The sequence below is a fragment of the Micromonospora sp. NBC_01699 genome, assembly GCF_036250065.1.
Lineage (GTDB): Bacteria > Actinomycetota > Actinomycetes > Mycobacteriales > Micromonosporaceae > Micromonospora_G.
Genome location: NZ_CP109199.1, coordinates 7,157,338 through 7,175,588 on the forward strand (window position 1 = coordinate 7,157,338; position 18,251 = coordinate 7,175,588).

At 71.0% G+C, this 18,251-nt stretch carries 15 protein-coding genes; 5 read left to right on the forward strand and 10 right to left on the reverse strand.

The window, feature by feature from the left end:
* Positions 1-85 precede the first annotated feature (85 nt).
* Positions 86-2,665, forward strand: a complete 2,580-nt coding sequence (valS, locus tag OG792_RS29385) for a valine--tRNA ligase (RefSeq protein WP_329104337.1) — start codon at positions 86-88, stop codon at positions 2,663-2,665.
* A gap of 44 nt (positions 2,666-2,709) precedes the next feature.
* Here the strand turns inward: valS and OG792_RS29390 are convergent, their stop codons facing one another.
* Positions 2,710-3,360, reverse strand: a complete 651-nt coding sequence (locus tag OG792_RS29390) for a hypothetical protein (protein ID WP_329104339.1) — start codon at positions 3,358-3,360, stop codon at positions 2,710-2,712.
* Positions 3,361-3,535: 175 nt separating this feature from the next.
* Positions 3,536-4,405 carry a hypothetical protein gene (locus OG792_RS29395; protein ID WP_329104341.1) on the reverse strand — a complete coding sequence of 290 codons (870 nt, stop codon included), beginning with the start codon at positions 4,403-4,405 and terminating at the stop codon, positions 3,536-3,538.
* A gap of 79 nt (positions 4,406-4,484) precedes the next feature.
* Here OG792_RS29395 and OG792_RS29400 point away from each other — a divergent pair, with 79 nt between their 5' ends.
* A complete protein-coding gene (locus OG792_RS29400; RefSeq protein ID WP_329111508.1) occupies positions 4,485-5,660 on the forward strand; it encodes a DNA recombination protein RmuC in 1,176 nt (391 codons plus the stop codon).
* A gap of 155 nt (positions 5,661-5,815) precedes the next feature.
* On the forward strand, positions 5,816-9,073 hold the full coding sequence (locus tag OG792_RS29405) for a S8 family serine peptidase (RefSeq protein ID WP_329104342.1): 3,258 nt from the start codon (positions 5,816-5,818) through the stop codon (positions 9,071-9,073).
* Between the two features lie 83 nt (positions 9,074-9,156).
* On the opposite strand, the gene OG792_RS29410 is transcribed toward OG792_RS29405, so the two are convergent.
* Positions 9,157-9,606, reverse strand: coding sequence for a hypothetical protein (locus tag OG792_RS29410; RefSeq protein ID WP_329104344.1), 450 nt, complete (start codon positions 9,604-9,606; stop codon positions 9,157-9,159).
* Between the two features lie 125 nt (positions 9,607-9,731).
* Positions 9,732-10,760, reverse strand: a complete 1,029-nt coding sequence (locus OG792_RS29415) for a 4-hydroxy-3-methylbut-2-enyl diphosphate reductase (protein WP_329104346.1) — start codon at positions 10,758-10,760, stop codon at positions 9,732-9,734.
* A 122-nt stretch (positions 10,761-10,882) separates the two neighbouring features.
* Here OG792_RS29415 and xseA point away from each other — a divergent pair, with 122 nt between their 5' ends.
* Together xseA and OG792_RS29425 are read left to right on the forward strand one after the other, a co-directional pair.
* Positions 10,883-12,103, forward strand: coding sequence for an exodeoxyribonuclease VII large subunit (gene xseA, locus OG792_RS29420; protein WP_329104348.1), 1,221 nt, complete (start codon positions 10,883-10,885; stop codon positions 12,101-12,103).
* Positions 12,104-12,262: 159 nt separating this feature from the next.
* Entirely contained in the window at positions 12,263-12,502 is a 240-nt protein-coding gene (locus OG792_RS29425) for an exodeoxyribonuclease VII small subunit (RefSeq protein ID WP_329104350.1), read from the forward strand.
* Between the two features lie 101 nt (positions 12,503-12,603).
* On the opposite strand, the gene OG792_RS29430 is transcribed toward OG792_RS29425, so the two are convergent.
* The 6 genes from OG792_RS29430 to OG792_RS29455 all read right to left on the reverse strand — a co-directional run bounded on the left by OG792_RS29430 (position 12,604) and on the right by OG792_RS29455 (position 18,229).
* Positions 12,604-13,410: a hypothetical protein gene (locus OG792_RS29430; protein WP_329104352.1), complete on the reverse strand. Its 807-nt coding sequence runs from the start codon at positions 13,408-13,410 to the stop codon at positions 12,604-12,606.
* A gap of 147 nt (positions 13,411-13,557) precedes the next feature.
* Positions 13,558-14,115, reverse strand: a complete 558-nt coding sequence (locus OG792_RS29435) for an AtzH-like domain-containing protein (RefSeq protein ID WP_329104354.1) — start codon at positions 14,113-14,115, stop codon at positions 13,558-13,560.
* Positions 14,116-14,256: 141 nt separating this feature from the next.
* Positions 14,257-15,879 carry a regulator gene (locus OG792_RS29440; RefSeq protein ID WP_329104356.1) on the reverse strand — a complete coding sequence of 541 codons (1,623 nt, stop codon included), beginning with the start codon at positions 15,877-15,879 and terminating at the stop codon, positions 14,257-14,259.
* A 12-nt stretch (positions 15,880-15,891) separates the two neighbouring features.
* Positions 15,892-16,578 (reverse strand): cysteine hydrolase family protein, encoded by a 687-nt coding sequence (locus tag OG792_RS29445; RefSeq protein WP_329104357.1) that lies wholly within the window; start codon positions 16,576-16,578, stop codon positions 15,892-15,894.
* Between the two features lie 89 nt (positions 16,579-16,667).
* Positions 16,668-17,357 (reverse strand): biuret amidohydrolase, encoded by a 690-nt coding sequence (gene biuH, locus OG792_RS29450; RefSeq protein WP_329104359.1) that lies wholly within the window; start codon positions 17,355-17,357, stop codon positions 16,668-16,670.
* On the reverse strand, positions 17,354-18,229 hold the full coding sequence (locus OG792_RS29455) for an allophanate hydrolase-related protein (RefSeq protein WP_329104361.1): 876 nt from the start codon (positions 18,227-18,229) through the stop codon (positions 17,354-17,356). The genes biuH and OG792_RS29455 overlap by 4 nt, the downstream gene beginning before the upstream one ends.
* Between the last annotated feature and the right edge of the window lie 22 nt (positions 18,230-18,251).

The following is an 18,251-nucleotide window of genomic DNA, read 5'->3' on the forward strand; positions in this document are numbered from 1 at the left end:
TGGTCACCGTCGGTGACCGATTGTCGTCCCGGATGTCGGTATTGACGCCCACGGAGGGATCCGCCGGCTCGGTAGCATCGAGGTTATGACGGATACGGCGAGGAACCAGCGCGCCGGTGTCCCCGAGCGTCCCACCCTGGACGGACTTGAGGACACCTGGTCGCGCCGTTGGCAGGAGGAGGGCACGTACGCGTTCGACCGCTCAAGGGAGCGGGCGAGCGTATATGCCATCGACACTCCGCCACCGACCGTATCCGGCGAACTGCACATTGGTCACGTCTTCTCGTACACCCACACCGACACGGTGGCCCGGTTCCAGCGGATGCGCGGCCGGACCGTCTTCTACCCGATGGGTTGGGATGACAACGGCCTGCCGACCGAGCGCCGGGTGCAGAACGTGTACGGCGTCCGCTGCGAGCCGACACTGCCGTACGACCCGGACTGGCAGCCGCCGCAGCCACCGATCACCGCCGACGCGCGGAAGAACCCGATTCCGATCTCCCGCCGCAACTTCGTGGAGTTGTGCGAGCAGCTCACCGGCGAGGACGAGCAGGTCTTCGAGGCGCTGTGGCGGCGGCTGGGATTGTCGGTGGACTGGTCGCTGACGTACACGACGATCGGCGCGCACGCCCGTGCCACCTCGCAGCGGGCGTTCCTGCGCAACCTGGCCCGGGGTGAGGCGTACCAGGCCGAGGCGCCGACGCTCTGGGACGTCGGCTTCGCCACCGCGGTCGCCCAGGCGGAGTTGGAGGATCGGGAGCGGCCGGGGGCGTACCACCGGCTCCGCTTCACGGTCGCGGCCGACGGCACCGGGCCCGCCGACGGGTACGTGGAGATCGACACCACCCGACCCGAGCTGCTGCCGGCCTGCGTGGCGCTGGTCTGCCACCCGGACGACGAGCGGTACGCGCACCTGGTCGGCGGCACCGTACGGTCTCCGATCTTCGGGGTCGAGGTGCCGGTGCACGCGCATTCGCTGGCCGATCCGGCCAAGGGCACCGGTCTGGTGATGGTCTGCACGTTCGGCGACCTGACCGACGTGACCTGGTGGCGGGACCTGCACCTGGACACCCGGGTGGTGATCGGGCGGACCGGCCGGCTGCTGCCCGAACCGCCGGACGGCGTCGACCCGGTGCACTACCTGCCATTGGCCGGTCGGACGGTGAACGCGGCCCGGCGCGAGTTGGTCGCCCTGCTCACCGCCTCCGGTGACCTGGTCGGCGAGCCGAGGCCGGTCACCCACCCGGTGAAGTTCTACGAGCGCGGCGACAGCCCGTTGGAGATCATTTCCAGCCGGCAGTGGTATCTGCGCAACGGTGGCCGGGACCCCGAGCTGCGGGCCGAGCTGCTGGCCCGGGGCGGGGAGCTGCACTGGGTGCCGGAACACATGCGGCACCGGTACGAGCACTGGGTGGGCGGCCTCACCGGCGACTGGCTGGTCAGCCGGCAGCGCTTCTTCGGGGTGCCGATCCCGGTCTGGTACCGGCTCGACGACGCTGGCGAGCCGGACTACCGCCACCCTCTCACGCCGGACGAGTCCGCGCTCCCTATCGACCCATCCAGCGACACACCCGCCGGCTACGACGAGGCGCAGCGCGGCCAGCCGGGCGGTTTCACCGCAGATCCGGACGTCATGGACACCTGGGCCACCTCCTCGCTGACCCCGCAGATCGTCGGCGGCTGGGAGACCGATCCGGACCTGTTCGACCGGGTCTTCCCGATGGACCTGCGTCCGCAGGGGCAGGAGATCATCCGTACCTGGTTGTTCTCCTCGGTGGTCCGCGCGCACCTGGAGCACGGCGTGCTGCCCTGGCGGGACGCGGTGCTCTCCGGCTGGATCCTCGACCCGGACCGGAAGAAGATGTCCAAGTCGAAGGGGAACGTGGTCACCCCGATGGCGCTGCTTCAGGAAAGCGGCGCCGACGCGGTCCGGTACTGGGCGGCGAACGGGCGTCCCGGCACCGACCTGGCGTTCGACCCGGCCCAGATCAAGGTCGGCCGGCGGTTGGCCACGAAGCTGCTCAACGCGTCCAAGTTCGCGCTCGGGCTGGGCGCCGCCGACGCGCTGCGGGCCGAGGTCACCGAGCCGCTGGACCGGGCCACGCTGGCCGGGATGCGCACGGTGGTCGGCACCGCCACGTCCGCTTTCGACGCGTACGACCACACGGCCGCTCTCCAGGCCACCGAGTCCTTCTTCTGGACCTTCTGCGACGACTACATCGAGTTGGTGAAGGAACGCGCGTACGGCACCGGGCCGGCCGCCGACTCGGCACGGGCGGCCCTGGCCACCGCACTCTCGGTCCAACTGCGCCTGTTCGCCCCGTTCCTGCCGTACGTGACCGAGGAGGTCTGGTCCTGGTGGCGGTACGGCTCGGTGCACCAGGCGCCGTGGCCGACGACGTACGAGCTGGACGCGGTGGCGCAGACGGGTGATCCGGAGTTGCTCCGGCTCGCCGGGGCGGCGCTGACCCAGGTACGCCGGGCCAAGTCGGACCGGAAGCTGTCGATGCGGACCGACGTGCCGCTGGCCGAGGCGCTCGGCCCGGCCGAGGTGTTGGAGCGGTTGGCCCTGGTCGCCGACGACCTGCGGGCGGCCGGTCGGATCGCGAAGCTCGACTTCCTGCCCGATCGCGCTTCCGAACTGGTGATCGCCTGCGCCTTCTGAGCGTGCGACCGGCCCTACCGACCCCGCCGACCGTGATGGGGGGGTCAGTAGGGCCAGTCGCCGCGCAGGAAGCGCAGGCCGAGCAGGAACGTGATCACCGCGGGCCCGAGCAGCAGGGTGATCGCCTGCAACCGGTACGGGATCCGGTGTCGGGTCAGTTCGGCCGCGTTCACGAAGACGATCACGGCGGCCAGCATCATGAAGCCGCCCCACCAGTCGGTCCCGCCGAAGTCGACCCAATCGGCCCGGATCAGCAGGAACGTGACTCCGAGCGCCACTGCACCGAGGGCCAGCATGGCGACCGTACGGTGAGCGCCGCGGGCCAACGGGTGCACCGGGTGCCAGCCGTACGTGCCGGCGACGGCGAACGACGGCAGGATGATCATCAACGGCCAGCCCCGCCCCATCGCGCCGAACATGAGCAGCGCCCCCACCGTGAACACCAGTACGCCGACACACGCGACCAGGTAGCCGGCGAACGCCCGTCCGCCGCCGCGCAGCAGCAGCGGTCCACCGCTGGCGGCGATCAGTGCTCCGGGCACCAGCACGAAGCCGGCCCACCAGTGGAACCGATCGACCGACTGGGCGCTCACGGTGACCGCCACCACGGCAAGCGCGGCAACAGCCAGGCTGCCCAGCCAGCTTGCCGCCGTCCCCGGCCGACCCGACGTCACGGTACGGATGTCTGTACTCACCCCACCGACTCTGCCCGCTAACCGCCCCCCAAACCATCCCGCCACCCCTACCATCCCCGGACGGGCTAACCCCCACCTCGCCCGTTGATCATGAAGTTAACAACCCGCCGAGCGCGAAAATCGGTCGCTAACTTCATGATCAACAAGGGGTGGGGGGTGGGGGTGGGGGTGGGGGTTAGAAGTCGCCGCCGCCGAAGTCGCCGCCGGACCAGTCGCCGCCGCCGAAGTCGCCGCCGGTGGACCAGTCGGAGGAGTCGGCGCCGCCGAAGCCGGAGTCGGCGGAGTAGTCGGCGCCGCTGTAGTCGGTGCCGCCGGTGTAGCCGACGTCGGTGTAGCCGGGGTCACCGGCACCGCCATCGCCGCCGGCACCGGGGTCGGCGCCGTCGCCGTAGTCCGCGCCGTCGGTGAAACCCTCCTGGTAGCCGGCGTCGTAGCCGTAACCCGGGTCGGCGAACGCGGGCGAGAAGAGTGCGTCGGCGATCAACATGCCACCGATCACCCCGGCGCCGGCCGCCAGGCCGGTCTTCCACCAGGGCGTCGAGTACCAGCCCGACGGCACCGGACGGCCCTGGTAGCGACCGCCGGGGTAGTAGTACGGCGTGCCGGCGCCCGGCTGCGGGCCGGCCCGGAAGGTCTGCCCCTGGACGTCGACCTCGCGCTCACGGGTGAGCGTTCCGGCGCCCCGGGCGGCGGCCAGCGGCGGCAGTTCCGGGCCGGGGTCGAGACCGAGCGCGGTCCGGGCCGCGCGGACGTACGCCAGCCCCTCCAGCGCGGTCTCCCGGGCCAGCGCGTACTGCTTCGTGCTGCGGGCCTGCTCCAGCTGACCGCCGGCCGCGTTGTAACGCTCCCCGGCGTCACTGAGCGCCTGCCGGACCGCCGGCTCGTCGCCCCGCAGTGCCAGCACCTGTCCGCCCAGGCGCTCGTACCAGCGCAGTGCCTCGGCCCGCGCGTCGGCCAGCTCGCGCGCCTGTCGGGCACCGGTCTCCCGCCGCCACCAGGTGACGCCGCCGACCAGCAGAACCAGCAGAATCAGGACCCATACCATGGGTACGACGGTAGCGCCGTCCGCCAACCCGCCCGCCTTCCCGGCGATCCAGGTCACACCGGTGTCGTACGCGTTTGGCATGCTCAGCGGCGTGGGAGTCTCGACGGTGCTCGTGGTGATCGTCTGTCTCGGCGCCGGTGGAGCGTTGGGCTGGCTCGCCGCCCGCGCCCGCTCGGCGGCCGACATCGCCCGACTGGACGCCACCCTGCGGGCGACCCGGGACGGGGAGCAGCGGCTGGAGCAGTCGATGCGGGCGCTCTCCTACGAGGCCACCGCCCAGTCCCAGGAGGCGGTGGCCCGCGCGGTGGCGCCGCTGCACGAGACGCTGCGCCGCTACGAGTCCCAGGTGAACGAGCTGGAGCGCGACCGGGTCGACGCGTACGCCGAGCTGCGCGAGCAGGTGCGCTCGATGGGCGCGGTCTCCGGCGAGCTGCGTACCGAGACCAAGCAGTTGGTGGCGGCGCTGCGGGCACCCCAGGTCCGGGGCAGGTGGGGCGAGCACCAGTTGCGTCGGATCGTCGAGGCGGCCGGTCTGCTGGAGCACTGCGACTTCGCCGAGCAGGTCACCTCGACCGTCGAGGGTCGGGTGGTCCGCCCGGATCTGGTGGTTCGGCTGCACGGTGGCCGGTCGGTGGTGGTTGACGCGAAGGCGCCGTTCGACGCGTACCTGACCGCGATGGAGGCGCGCGACGAGCGGGGGCGGGACACGCACCTGGACAACCACGCCCGGCACCTGCGGGCGCACGTGGACGCGCTGTCGGCGAAGGCGTACTGGTCGGCGTTCGCACAGACACCGGAGTTCGTGGTCCTGTTCGTGCCGGCCGACCCGTTCCTGGACGTCGCGCTGCAACGGGATCCGACGCTGTTGGAGCACGCCTTCACCCGCAACATCGTGTTGGCCACACCGGCAACCCTGGTCGCCCTGCTCCGTACGGTGGCCTACGCCTGGCGACAGGAGGCGCTCGCCCGCAACGCGGTGGCCGTGCACGAGTTGGCCAGGGAACTCTACGGACGACTGTCCACTCTGGGTGAACACGTCGCCAAACTCGGTAACTCGCTCGGTGGGGCGGTGACCGCTTACAACCGTGCCGTTGGTTCGTTGGAGTCACGGGTGTTGGTCAGTGCGCGAAAGCTGGCCGACCTTGGGGTGTCCGGTGAGGAGTTGGCCGTGCCGACACAGGTCGAGCTGACCACGCGCCAATTGCAAGCGCCGGAGCTGACCGATAACGGCCAGTACGAGATTCACAGAGAGTAGCGGAATAGTAACATATGAATATTCGAATACGAGTTTGTCAATATCACGGGCTGGTCACAACGATCTCAGGGGTAGTGACAGGATCCGAGCTGACGCGAAGGATGCGCTCACACGTGCCCTGTTTCTAAGGGCCCTGTTCTCTGGAGGAAGAGAACGTGAGTAAACCCCGCACCTGGAGTCGGCGTACCTCTGCCGGCCTCCTCGCGTCAGTTGTGGCGGCGGGCGCCATGACATTGACGGGTGGTGTCACCACCGCCAGCGCCAACCCGTCGACCGAAGCCGACGTTCTCAAGGGGACCCCCACGGACACGTTGGGTTCCCATGATCTTGAATTGCTCGCTACCGCCGAGGCCAAGCGTGAGCAGGACGTCACGGTCATCGTGGCGACGGACAAGGGCGAGGCCAAGGACGTCGCGGCAGAGCTGAAGAAGCTCGGCGGCGTCATCGGCAAGCAGGTGGACGGCGTCGGCTACGTCCGCGCCCGCATCCCCACCAGCGCCGTACTCAAGGCAGCCAAGCTGCCCGGCGTCGCCGCACTGGACCTGAACGAGACCGTCCAGCTCCCCAAGCCGGAGCCGGTCAAGGCAGGCACCGAGGCGGCCGTGACGGCGAGCGGGCCGGGCCCGGACATCGCCGCGGTCAACCCGTACATGCCGACCAGCGAGACCGGCGCGGTCGCCTTCAAGCAGGCACACCCCGAGTGGGACGGCCGCGGGGTGACCATCGGCATCATGGACTCCGGCGTCGACCTGGACAACCCGGCGCTCCAGACCACCTCCACCGGCGAACGCAAGATCGTCGACTGGTTCACCGCCACCGACCCGCTGTTCGACGCTGACGGCACCTGGCGGGCCATGCTGACCGACGTGACCGGCCCGGCCTTCAACTACGGCGGGACGAGCTGGACCGCGCCGGCCGGCACGTACAAGATCAACCGGTTCTCGGAGAACATCACCGCGGCCAGTTCCCCCGGCGGTGACATCAACCGCGACGGCGACACCACCGACGCGTTCGGTGTCCTCTACGACCCGGTGAGCAACGACATCCGGGTCGACGTCAACCAGAACCGCGACTTCAACGACGACGCGGTCATGCGCCCGTACGGCGAGCGCTACGACGTCGGTCACTTCGGTACCGACAACCCCGCGACCGCCGTACGGGACCAGATCCCGTTCGTGGTCGAGTTCCGCGAGGACGTCGACGTCACCCCCGCCGGGCTGCCCGGTGTCGCCGACTTCGTCAACATCGGCATCATCGAGAGCGCGCACGGCTCGCACGTCGCCGGCATCACCGCAGCCAACGACATGCTCGGCTACGCCAACTTCGACGGCGCCGCCCCCGGCGCCAAGCTGGTTTCCGCCCGCGCCTGCTCCTGGGGCGGTGGCTGCACCGCCGCCGCGCTCACCGACGGCATGGTCGACCTGGTCGTCAACCGCGGCGTCGACGTGGTCAACATGTCGATCGGCGGCCTGCCGGCCCTGAACGACGGCAACAACGCCCGCGCTCAGCTCTACACCCGGCTGATCCAGGACTACGGCGTGCAGTTGTTCATCTCGGCCGGCAACGACGGCCCGGGCGTGAACACCCTCGGCGACCCGTCCACCGCGACCGACGTGGTCAGCGTGGCGGCCGGCATCAGCCAGGAGACCTACCTGGCCAACTACGGCTCGGAGACCCGTACGCCGTACCAGCTGTTCTACTTCTCCTCGCGTGGACCGCGTGAGGACGGCGCACTCAAGCCGGAAATCACCGCACCGGGGTCGGCGCTGTCGACCACGCCGGTGTGGCAGCCGGGTGGCCCGGTGGCCGAGGCCGGCTACCCGCTCCCGCCGGGCATCCAGATGCTCAACGGCACCTCGATGTCCTCGCCGCAGGCCACCGGCGCGGCCGCGCTGCTGCTCTCGGCGGCCAAGGCCACCGGCAAGGACGCCTCCCCGGCCAAGCTCCGCAAGGCGATCTACTCCTCCGCGACCTGGATCGACGGGATCAGCGCGCAGGGCCAGGGCCACGGCAAGTTCAACGTGCCGGGTGCCTGGGACCTGCTCGCGGGTAGCTTCGAGGTCCGCGGCTACGAGGCCAGCGCTCCGGTGTGCAGCCCGCTGTCCGACTTCCTGGCGACGCCGGACAAGGGTCTGGGGATCTACAACCGGTGCGCGGTGTCCGAGGGCGGTCAGCGGCCGAACGTGGCGAAGAACTACACCGTCAAGGTCACCCGTACCACCGGGGCCAAGAAGGACATCAAGCACACGGTCCGCTGGGTCGGCAACGACGGCACCTTCCGTAACGCGCCGAAGAACCTGATCCTCCCGCTGAACAAGACCGTGACCTTCACGATCGAGGCGCGCGCCGACTTCGGCACGCACAGCGCGATCATGCAGGTGGACGACCCGGCGACGCCGATCGTCGACTTCGCCTTCCTCAACACGGTGGTTGTCCCCAACACGCCGGCGAAGCCGACCTTCGACTTCGCCACCAGCGGCACGGTCGACCGCAACCTGACCAAGTCCTTCTTCGTCACCGTGCCCGAGGGCGCGCCGGCGTTGCAGGTCAACCTGAGCGGGATCGCCCCGGGCTCGCAGACCCGGTTCATCTCGATCAACCCGTACGGCCTTCCGGTGGAGAGCACCTCAAGCCTGGTGTGCTTCAGCAACTTCTCGGACGAGGCGTCCTGCAAGTCGAGCGAGCGGTCGTACCAGAACCCGCTGCCGGGTGTCTGGGAGTTCGAGGTGGAGTCCCGCCGTACGTCTCCGCTGCTGGAGAACCCGTTCGCGTTGCAGGCCCGGATCCAGGGTGTCGCGGTGCAGCCGGCCGTGGTCGAACTGCCCAGCGTCACCGCCGGACAGCCGAGCCCGGTCACCTGGTCGCTGACCAACACCTACGGCCCGGTCACCGTCGCCGGCCGGGGCGGTCCGCTCGGTAGCGCCGTGTCCGAGCGTCCGACCATCGCCAACCACGAGGTGCAGAGCTTCGAGGTGACGGTGCCGGCCGGTGCCACCCGGTTCGACGCCGTGATCGGCAACACCAGCGATCCGGGCGCCGACCTGGACCTGTTCGTCTACCGCAACGGCGTCCTCGTCGGCCAGGAAGCCGATGGTGACTCCGAGGAATCGGTGTCGCTGGTCAACCCGGCCGCCGGGGTCTACACGATCGAGATCGACGGGTACGCCGTACCCGCCGGCACGACCGCGTACGACTACCGGGACGTGTTCTACTCGCCCGCGCTGGGCAGCGTCTCGGCCTCCGAGGCGCAGGTGACCCTGCCCAAGACCGGCGCCACCGCCGGTATCACCGGCTCGGTGACCGCCCTGAGCGCACCGGCCGCCGGTCGGGAGCTCTTCGGTGAGCTGCTGGTCGAGACCGTCGAGGGCGCGGTCGTCGGCCGCGGCAACGTGGCGATCGGCTCGGTCAGCTGACCGTCGTACCGCTGTAAGACGTAGAGCCCGTCCCCGGCAGGGGGCGGGCTCTACGCGTACGCCTCGATTGTCGGCGGGGGCGGTCAGGCCGGCTTGACGCTCTCCACCACGAACGGGGTGCCCTGCTGGCAGGTGGTCATCATGCCGGGCTGCACCCGGCCGGTCACCGTCACCCGCGCACCGCCGCGCAGCTGGTCGCGCGGGCCGCTCAACAGCAGGTAGCCGTCGAGCAGCAGGCAGTTGGGCTCCACCCCGGCCACGATCACACCGGTGAGGGTCAGCGCACCGGCCGAGGCGGGCGCACCCGGCGATTTGCTCGGACCGGGACCTCTCGGCGCGGACCGGGTCGGGCTGGCCGGGGCGGTCGAGTTGGCCGGCGGCACCGGCGGCTCGGCGTTGGGGTCACTGGGCTTCACGGATGACAACGACGGTCCTCCTGACGGGTTGACCGAGGGGGCGTTGCCGGACTCCCCGCAGGCGCCGAGGACCAGGCAGGCGGCGACCGCGAGGAATCCGATCCGGATCGACTTCATGTGGGATGGGACGGCGCCCGGTCCCGACCCGTTCCACCGGCGCGACGATCCGGCCCGCACCGCGTACGCGGCGGGACCCGGTGCGGTCCCCGTCGGACACCCGTCGGCCGGCACCGCGTACCCGGTCAGCCGTTGCCGGCGCTGGCGGCGAGCGCGGCGGCCTCGACGGACCGGGCCGCCGCGGCGGCCTTCATGTCGCGCTTCAGATCCTGCGGCAGGGAGAAGGTGAGCCGCTCGTCGGCGGTGGTGATCTCGGCCACGTCGGTGAAGCCCCGCTCGGCGAGGTGGTCGAGCACCTCCATGACCAGGTCGTCCGGGACGCTGGCACCGGAGGTCAGCCCCACCGTGGTGGCGCCGGTCAACCACTCGTCGGAGATCTCCGAGGCGTAGTCGACCAGGTAACCCGCGCGGGCACCGGCGCCGACGGCCACCTCGACCAGCCGGATCGAGTTGGACGAGTTGCGCGAACCGACCACGATCACCACGTCGCAGTCGGCGGCGATCTGCTTGACCACGTGCTGACGGTTCGAGGTGGCGTAGCAGATGTCGTCGCTGGGCGGCGACTGCAACAGCGGCAGCCGGGCCTTCAGCCGGGCCACCGTCTCCATCGTCTCGTCCACCGACAGCGTGGTCTGGGAGAGCCAGACCACCTTCGACGGGTCCCGTACGGTCACCCGGTCGGCGCCGTCCGGCCCGTCGACGAGCTGGACGTGCGCGGGCGCCTCGCCGGCCGTACCGACGACCTCCTCGTGACCCTCGTGGCCGATCAGCAGGATGTCGTAGTCGTCGGCGGCGAACCGCCGCGCCTCGTGGTGCACCTTGGTGACCAGCGGGCAGGTGGCGTCGATCGCCCGCAGCGAGCGGTCCTTGGCCTGCTGGTACACCTCCGGGGCGACCCCGTGGGCGGAGAAGATCACGGTTGCGCCCTCGGGCACCTCGTCGTTCTCCTCGACGAAGATCGCGCCCTGCCGCTCCAGGGTCGAGACCACGTGCTTGTTGTGCACGATCTGCTTGCGTACGTAGATCGGCGCGCCGTAGAGCTTCAGCGCCTCCTCGACGGTCTGCACCGCCCGGTCGACGCCGGCGCAGTAGCCGCGCGGCTTGGCCAGCAGCACACGCTTGCGGGTCTGGGGAGTCGCCTCAGCCTCGATCACAGGGGTCAGTCTACGTGCCCATCCGGCTCGGGGCAGCGGGCCGCCGCAGCGCCCCCCGGCGCGGCCCCGGCGATCGGGCGGGGCGGGCCGGGACTCGGTCCGGCCGGCCGTAGGCTGACCGGATGACCGAGGCCGGCGCTGGACGCAGCACCCCCGAAGAGCCGTGGCCGGTCCGGGTGGTCAGCCAGAAGGTGAGCGCCTGGATCGCCAAACTGGGCTGGGTCTGGGTCGACGGGCAGATCGCCCAGATCAGCCGTCGCCCCGGCGCCGCCACCGTCTTCCTCACCCTGCGCGACCCGTCGGCCGACCTCAGCCTCACCGTCACCGCCAGCCGGGACGTGCTCGACACCGGGGCACCCGAACTCGCCGAGGGTGCCCGGGTGATCCTGCACGCGAAACCGGAGTTCTACGCCGGGCGCGGCACGCTCAGCCTGCGCGCCGACGAGATCCGCCAGGTGGGGCTCGGTGAGCTGCTGGCCCGGCTGGAGAAGCTGAAGAAGCTGCTCGCCGCCGAGGGGCTCTTCGACCGCGCCCGCAAGCGGCGCCTGCCGTTCCTGCCGAACCGGATCGGGTTGATCACCGGACGGGCGTCGGCGGCGGAACGGGACGTCCTGCTCAACACCCAGCGCCGCTGGCCGGCGGTGGAGTTCCGGACCATCAACGTGGCCGTCCAGGGGCCGACGGCGGTGCCGCAGATCCTCGACGCGCTGCGGGTCCTGGACGCGGACGAGAGCGTGGACGTGATCGTGCTGGCCCGGGGCGGCGGTGGGGTGGAGGACCTGCTCCCCTTCTCCGACGAGGCGCTGTGCCGGGCGGTCTTCGGCTGCCGTACGCCGGTGGTCAGCGCGATCGGGCACGAGAGCGACGCGCCCCTGGTCGACTACGTCGCCGACCTGCGGGCGTCCACGCCGACCGACGCCGCCAAGCGGATCGTGCCCGACCTGGCCGAGGAGCAGCGGCTGATCGGCCAGGCCCGGCACCGGCTGGACCGCGCCGTACGCGGGCTGCTCGACCGGGAGGCGCACCGGCTCGACGGTCTGCGCTCCCGACCGGTGCTGGCCCGGCCGGAGGTCATGCTCGACCAGCGTGCGGCCGACCTCGGCGCGCTGCGCGACCGCGCCGGCCGCTGCCTGGACCACCGGCTCGGGACCGCGACCGGCGAGCTGCGCCAGACCGTGGCGCGGCTGCGGGCTCTCTCCCCCGCCGCGACCCTGGAGCGCGGGTACGCCATCGTGCAGCGCGCCGACAGCCGGGTCGTACGCGCGGCGGGCGAGGTGGCCGACGGCGACCCGCTCCGGATCCGCCTCGCCGAGGGCGAGCTGTCCGCCACCGTGAACGGCTGACCGGTGCTCCCGCGAACTGCCGTGGCCCGCCCTGCCGTGCCGTGATGTCCACCCCCGGTGCGACAGCGCTGACGCCGCCGTCGTACCGCCCCAGAGCCATTTGCGTGCCGTGACCGGCCGTACTCCTGCCGAGCCGTACTCCTGCCGAGATGGGAAATCATGACTGACGAGAAGAAGCGGACCGCCGCGCCGGACGAGCGGCTCAGTTACGAGCAGGCCCGGGCCGAACTGGCGTCGGTGGTCGAGCGCCTGGAGACCGGCGGTACGTCGCTGGAGGAGTCGTTGGCGCTCTGGGAGCGCGGCGAACGGCTGGCCGAGATCTGCCAGCGCTGGCTGGACGGTGCCCGGGACCGGATCGACGCCGCCCGCCGGGCCCGGGAGAGCAACACCCCCGCCTGACCCCCGGTACGCGACGGGGGCGGCACCTGGCCGCCCCCGTCGCGTCGCGCCGCCCCCTCGTCGGGCGGAACGCTCAGAATTTGCCTAGTGCAGAGGCGGGCTTACTTGAACAGGTCGTACACCGAGGCCGGCGTCTCGACGACCTCGCTGGCCGGCGGGGCGACCGGCGGAGCGGCCGAACCGTAGTCGGAGTAGGTGACCTGAAGGTCCTGTGCGGCGGTCTGGCCGACCGCCGGCACCTTGACGGTCAGCTGGACCAGGCGGCCCTGCGGGTCGACCTTCGCCTCGAAGGGCAGCTTGGTCGCCTGCGCGCCGAGATTCTCGATGACCGACTGCTCGACCAGCCGCGAATCGGTCGCCTTGGTCAGGTCGATGTTGCCGGTGAAGGTGTCGGCGGTGGTCTTCTGCACGTCGACGACGGCCTGGGTGAGCTGCGCGGCACCCGCCGGGTCGACATCCTGGAAGTCGAAGTCCAGCGCCGCGATCCCCTTGATCTTGGTCTTGTCGAGATGGTGGTACTTGCCGGTGGCGAGCTGCCCGAGCCCCGGCACGCTCTCCAGTCCCGCTCCCTTGATCTTGATCCAGCTGTCCGACCCGAGATAGATCATGTCCATCGCCAGGACGGAGTCCGCACTGCCGGCGTCGCCGGTGGTCAACTGCACCCGCGCACCGTTGCTGGGCAGGTGCACCACCCCCTCGCCCGCGAGGCCGTCACCCCTCATGGCGAAGCTGAAGTTGCCCTTCGCGATCTCCAGGGTGGAGGCGAGCAGGGCCTGCTTGGGGTCGGTGGAGGTGGCCGGGCTCTGCGACGCGGCAGTCTTGACGCCCCCCGGCTCGCACGCGGCGAGCCCGGGGACGAACAGGACCGCGCTGACGAGAACGATGACGCTTGAGCGCCGAATTCTCACGTGAAATCCCCTTCAGGATGTCTCCGGCGTCAATTACGACGCCGGTTGAACGCCGTAGCCTAACGCCTAGACATCTCCGACAGAGAACCCTTAAGTATTACATAAACCTAGCCCAGGTCTACCATAAATCCGCCAATCACCACCCTCCTACCGACTGGGATCCGGTTCCGATCCGGGTTCCGATCCGGGCTGTGGACCGGGTTCCGATCCGGGCTGCGATTCGAGCCGTGAATCGGGTTTCGACTCCGGCCGGGATTCCAGCCTCGACTGCGGACGCGATTCCAGCTGTGGTCCCGAATGCGATCCCGGCTGCGGCTCGGAGACGTGCGCGCTGACGATCCGCCAACCGACCGGAAGGCGTACCCAGGTCTGGGACTGACGTCCGGTCGCGTCCGTGTCGGCGTACCCGAAGAACGTGGTCACCACGGCGAGGTCGGCACCGAACGTGGTGACCCGCGTCCCCCGCAGCCACCGGCCCGGTGGCAACGGCTGCTGGGCGGCCCGCCAGGCCCGCTGCTCCTCGATGCCGTGCTGGTGGTCGGCGACACCGAACCGCACCGTCTGCGGCGCATCCCAGAAGTACCCGACGATCCGCTCCGGGTCGCCCGCCACCAGCGCCTCCTCGTACCCGAGAAACGCCGCCCTCACCTCGGCCACCACCTCCCCCCGATCCACCACCAACCCAACCCCCACATCCACACCCATCCCTTCCTCCCTCTCTCCCTCTCTCCCTCTACCTCTCCCCACCCCCGCCCCTCCCCCCGCCACCCCGCCCCGCCCCCGCCCCCCGCCTCGTCGATCTAGGGCATATGGGGGTGATTGGAGATCAACAAGCACGTATTTGCCCTAGATCGACGAGGCAGGGGTGGGGGGAGGGGGAGGGGTGGGGGTGGGTTCTGGGGTGGGGGGTGGGAGGTCTGAGGGGTGGTCTTCGGGGGTGGGGGTGCGTGGGGGGATTTTGGCTAGGGCGAAGGGGGTGCAGATGAGTGCTACGAAGAGGTAGCCGAGGGCGACCTGGCCGTTGGCGTTCCACTCGATCTGGGCGCCGTGGATCAGCCCGATGAAGGAGAGGACCGAGCCCGTTGCGGCGGTGATCGTCGCCTGCCAGAAACGCTTGTCGATGATGAACGCGACCAGCGCGCCCAGCACCAGCCCGGCGAGGATGGCACCCTGACCCAGCACCAGCAGGCCGTCGTACACCACCCCGGCGCCGGCCAGCGCGGCGTCGCCGACCTCGGCCGCGCTCGTACCGGCGGCGGCGAGGGCGTTGTCCATCTGGCCGGTGGCCCACGCGGCGATGTTCGGGATCAGCGCCGCGACCACCGCCGCCGCGTGCGCCCTCGGGGTCGCCTGGAACGCCTGGGCACCGATCAGCAGTCCGATGTAGAGCAGGATCGGTACGATCGCCGCGGTCGGGAAGATGGTGGCCAGCAACCCGAACATGCCCAGGAAGCAGAGCAGGGCGATCACCACTCCGGTGGCCATCGAGTAGCCGCTCCGGCCGCCGGCCGCCTTCCAGCCCGGGTGCCCGACGTAGACCGCCGGCGGGAACGGGGAGCCGAGCGCCGCACCGACCACCGCACCGGCACCGTCGGCGAGCAGTACGCTGCGCAGGTTGTAGTTGTCACCGGCGGTGGCGGCGCTCTCCACGTTCGTCATGCCCTCGGTGAAGTTGTAGACCCCGAGCGGGATGGCGGTGGCGAGCAGCGGCGCCATGTCGGTGAGCCCGTCAACCAGCAGCCCGAACTCGAACGACGGTACGGCGAGCGCGATGTCCCGCGCGGCCGCGCTCACGTCCGGCACCGACATCGCCCCGCCGATCCAGCCGATGGCCGTACCGACCAGCAGGGCGGCGAGGCCGATCGGGATGTTGCCGGGGAGTTTGACGTCGGTGAGCAGGCCGATCAGCAGCAGCGCCAGCACCGGCAGGGCGATCCAGGCCATCCGCCACATCTGACCGGCCGGGTTCATCGAGATGAAGGTGATGGAGATGCCGGCCAGGGTGCCGAGCAGTGCCGCGCGGGGCGCGTACCGGCGGATGTAGGGGCCGACGAACGCGCCGATCAGCACGATCACGCCGATGATGAACGCCCAGGCCACACCGGCCTGCCAGGCTTGCCGGGGGTCCTGCGTACGCAGGTAGATCGGCAACATGATGACGAAGATGACGATGAACATGTGCGGCACACTCGGCCCGTACGGCAGTGCGGTGACGTCGGTCCGGTTCTCCCGGCGGGCCAGCCGGCGGGCGAGCAGGGTGTAGTAGACGTTGCCGGCGACGAGGGCGATGCCCAGCGCGGGCAGGATCGTGCCGAACACGTCGCCGGAGCCGAGTTTGATCACTCCGAGGCAGAGCCCGGTCAACGTGAGTACGTTGACCAGGACGTTGACGCCGAAGCCGAAGAATGCGTTGGTGTCGCCGCGCACCCAGTACGGCAGCGGGACGGCAGGTGAGGAGGTCTTGACCATGACTGCTCCCGGTCAGGAGGTTTGCAACACGGACGTGGTGCGCAGTGCGTGGCGCAGGTCGGCGGAGTCCGCGACCCAGCCGAAGATGCCGCCCTGGGCGGCGATCATGTCGAGTCCGACCCGTTGGAACTCGGGAAAGTAGGACCCGACGCAGTCGGCGAGCACGAGGCACTCGTACCCTCGGTCGTTGGCTTCCCGGACCGTGGTGTGTACGCAGACCTCGGTGGTCACCCCCGTCACCAGCAGGCTGCGGATGCCCCGCTCGGCGAGCAGGGGTTCGAGTTCGGTGGCGTAGAAGGCGCCCTTGCCGGGCTTGTCGATCACCGGTTCTCCGGCGGCGGGGGTGAGTTCGTCGATGATGTCGTGGCCGTACTCGCCGCGGATCAGGATGCGGCCGTTCGGTCCGGGGTCGCCGATCCGCTTGCTCGGTGCGCCCCGGTGCAGCTTCGCCGGTGGGCAGTCGGACAGGTCGGGCCGGTGGCCCTCGCGGGTGTGGATCACGGTCAGCCCGGCCGCCCGGACGTCGGTCAGCAGCGCGGCCAGCGGCGCGATGGTGCGCCGGAGTTCGGCGACGTCGTTGCCGAGGCTCTCGCCGAAGCCGCCGGGTTCCAGGAAGTCGCGCTGCATGTCGATCACCAGCAGCGCGGTGGTCGCGGGGTCGAAGGTGTACGGGGAAGGGCGCGCGTCGACGCTGGGCATGACCACTCCTCGACTCGTGGTGGCGCGGATCAGCTCGTAATGGCGCGGATCAGGCCGTAGGGGCGCAGTTCAGGCCGTAGGGGCGCAGTTCAGGCCGTGGTGGCGTTGATGACGTCGTCGGCGGTGGCGACGGCACCGAAGACGCCGCCCTGCATGGTGACCATGTGCAGCGCGGCGGCGTGGTTGGTCGGGTCGGTGGCCCCGGTGCAGTCGGCGAGGATGAGGCATTCGTAGCCCCGGTCGTTGGCCTCCCGCATCGTGGTGTGCACACACACGTCGGTGGTGATGCCGGTGAGGATCAGGTGCGTGATGCCGCGCGTACGCAGCACCAGGTCGAGGTTGGTCGCGTAGAACGCGCCCTTGCCGGGCTTGTCGACGATGACCTCGCCCGGCGCCGGTGCGACCTCGGGCACGATCTCCCAGCCGGGCTCGCCCCGGACCAGGATCCGCCCGCGCGGGCCGGGCGCGCCGATTTCGGCCCCGATCTGGGCCGACCGCCAGCGCTTGTTGGCCGGCAGGTCGGACAGGTCCGGGTCGTGCCCCTCCCGGGTGTGTACGACCAGCATGCCGAGCGCCCGGACGTGGGCGAGCAGCCGGGCGGTGGCCGGCAGGCCGGCTCGGGTGAGGCCGATGTCGTAGCCCATCGCGTCGACATAGCCGCCCGGCCCGCAGAAGTCGGTCTGCCAGTCGATGCAGAGCAGTGCGGTGCGCTCGACCGGAGCCGAACCGTCGTACGGCCAGGGGTAGGGGTCGGCCTTGACCGGCCCGATGCTCGTCATGTGGTCCTCCTCGTCGTCGCCGCGACCGTCTGGCGGTAGGCCCGCCAGCCGCCGGTCGCGCTGATGTCCTCGGTCTCGGGTCCGGCGGCGTACGCCTCGCAGAGGAAGCCGAGCACCTCCCGCCCGTCGGCCAGCCGGAGCCAGCCCAGGCCGAGCGGGGCGGGCACCCCGGCCAGCAGGCCGCCGAGCGCGGCGGGCGGCAGTCGCCAGAGCTCCACCTCGATCGACGCCCCGATGCCGGTGTGGTCGGCGGCGCTCACCCGGACCAGGCCGGGCAGCCCGCTGTCGTCGGGCGTGGGCAGCCGGTAGAGCCGGTACAGCGGCGCCGTGTACGCCGTACCGGCCAGCACCGCTCCGCGTTCGACCAGCTCACCGTTGTGCGACTCCCCGGTCAGGTGTCGACCGACCACGGCGACCAGCAGCGCGGGTTCGGCGTCGCGGTCGCCCCCGTCCACCCCACCGGACCGGGGCTGCACGGCAAGCCCCGCCGACCGCTCCGGTGCGCTGACCACGGCCGCCGGCTGGCTCGGCGCGGTGACCACGGCCGCCGGCCGGTTCGGCGCGGTGACCACGGCCGCCGGCCGGTTCGGCGCGGTGACCACGGCCGCCGGCCGGTTCGGCGCGGTGACCACGGCCGCCGGCCGGTTCGGCGCGGTGACCACGGCCGCCGGCCGGTTCGGCGCGGTGACCACGGCCGCCGGCCGGTTCGGCGCGGTGACCACGGCCGCCGGCCGGTTCGGCGCGGTGACCACGGCCGCCGGCCGGTTCGGCGCGGTGACCACGGCCGCCGGCCGGTTCGGCGCGGTGACCACGGCCGCCGGCCGGTTCGGCGCGGTGACCACGGCCGCCGGCCGGTTCGGCGCGGTGACCACGGCGGCCAGTCGGGCGAGGGTG

Bases quoted from the DNA above. Each gene is read 5' to 3' on its own strand.
- xseA (WP_329104348.1), top strand. From the start codon at position 10,883: ATGACCGAGGCCGGCGCTGGACGCAGCACCCCCGAAGAGCCGTGGCCG.
- OG792_RS29435 (WP_329104354.1), bottom strand. From the start codon at position 14,115: ATGGGTGTGGATGTGGGGGTTGGGTTGGTGGTGGATCGGGGGGAGGTG.
- OG792_RS29410 (WP_329104344.1), bottom strand. From the start codon at position 9,606: ATGAAGTCGATCCGGATCGGATTCCTCGCGGTCGCCGCCTGCCTGGTC.
- OG792_RS29440 (WP_329104356.1), bottom strand. From the start codon at position 15,879: ATGGTCAAGACCTCCTCACCTGCCGTCCCGCTGCCGTACTGGGTGCGC.
- OG792_RS29400 (WP_329111508.1), top strand. From the start codon at position 4,485: ATGCTCAGCGGCGTGGGAGTCTCGACGGTGCTCGTGGTGATCGTCTGT.
- OG792_RS29425 (WP_329104350.1), top strand. From the start codon at position 12,263: ATGACTGACGAGAAGAAGCGGACCGCCGCGCCGGACGAGCGGCTCAGT.
- biuH (WP_329104359.1), bottom strand. From the start codon at position 17,357: ATGACGAGCATCGGGCCGGTCAAGGCCGACCCCTACCCCTGGCCGTAC.
- OG792_RS29395 (WP_329104341.1), bottom strand. From the start codon at position 4,405: ATGGTATGGGTCCTGATTCTGCTGGTTCTGCTGGTCGGCGGCGTCACC.
- valS (WP_329104337.1), top strand. From the start codon at position 86: ATGACGGATACGGCGAGGAACCAGCGCGCCGGTGTCCCCGAGCGTCCC.
- OG792_RS29445 (WP_329104357.1), bottom strand. From the start codon at position 16,578: ATGCCCAGCGTCGACGCGCGCCCTTCCCCGTACACCTTCGACCCCGCG.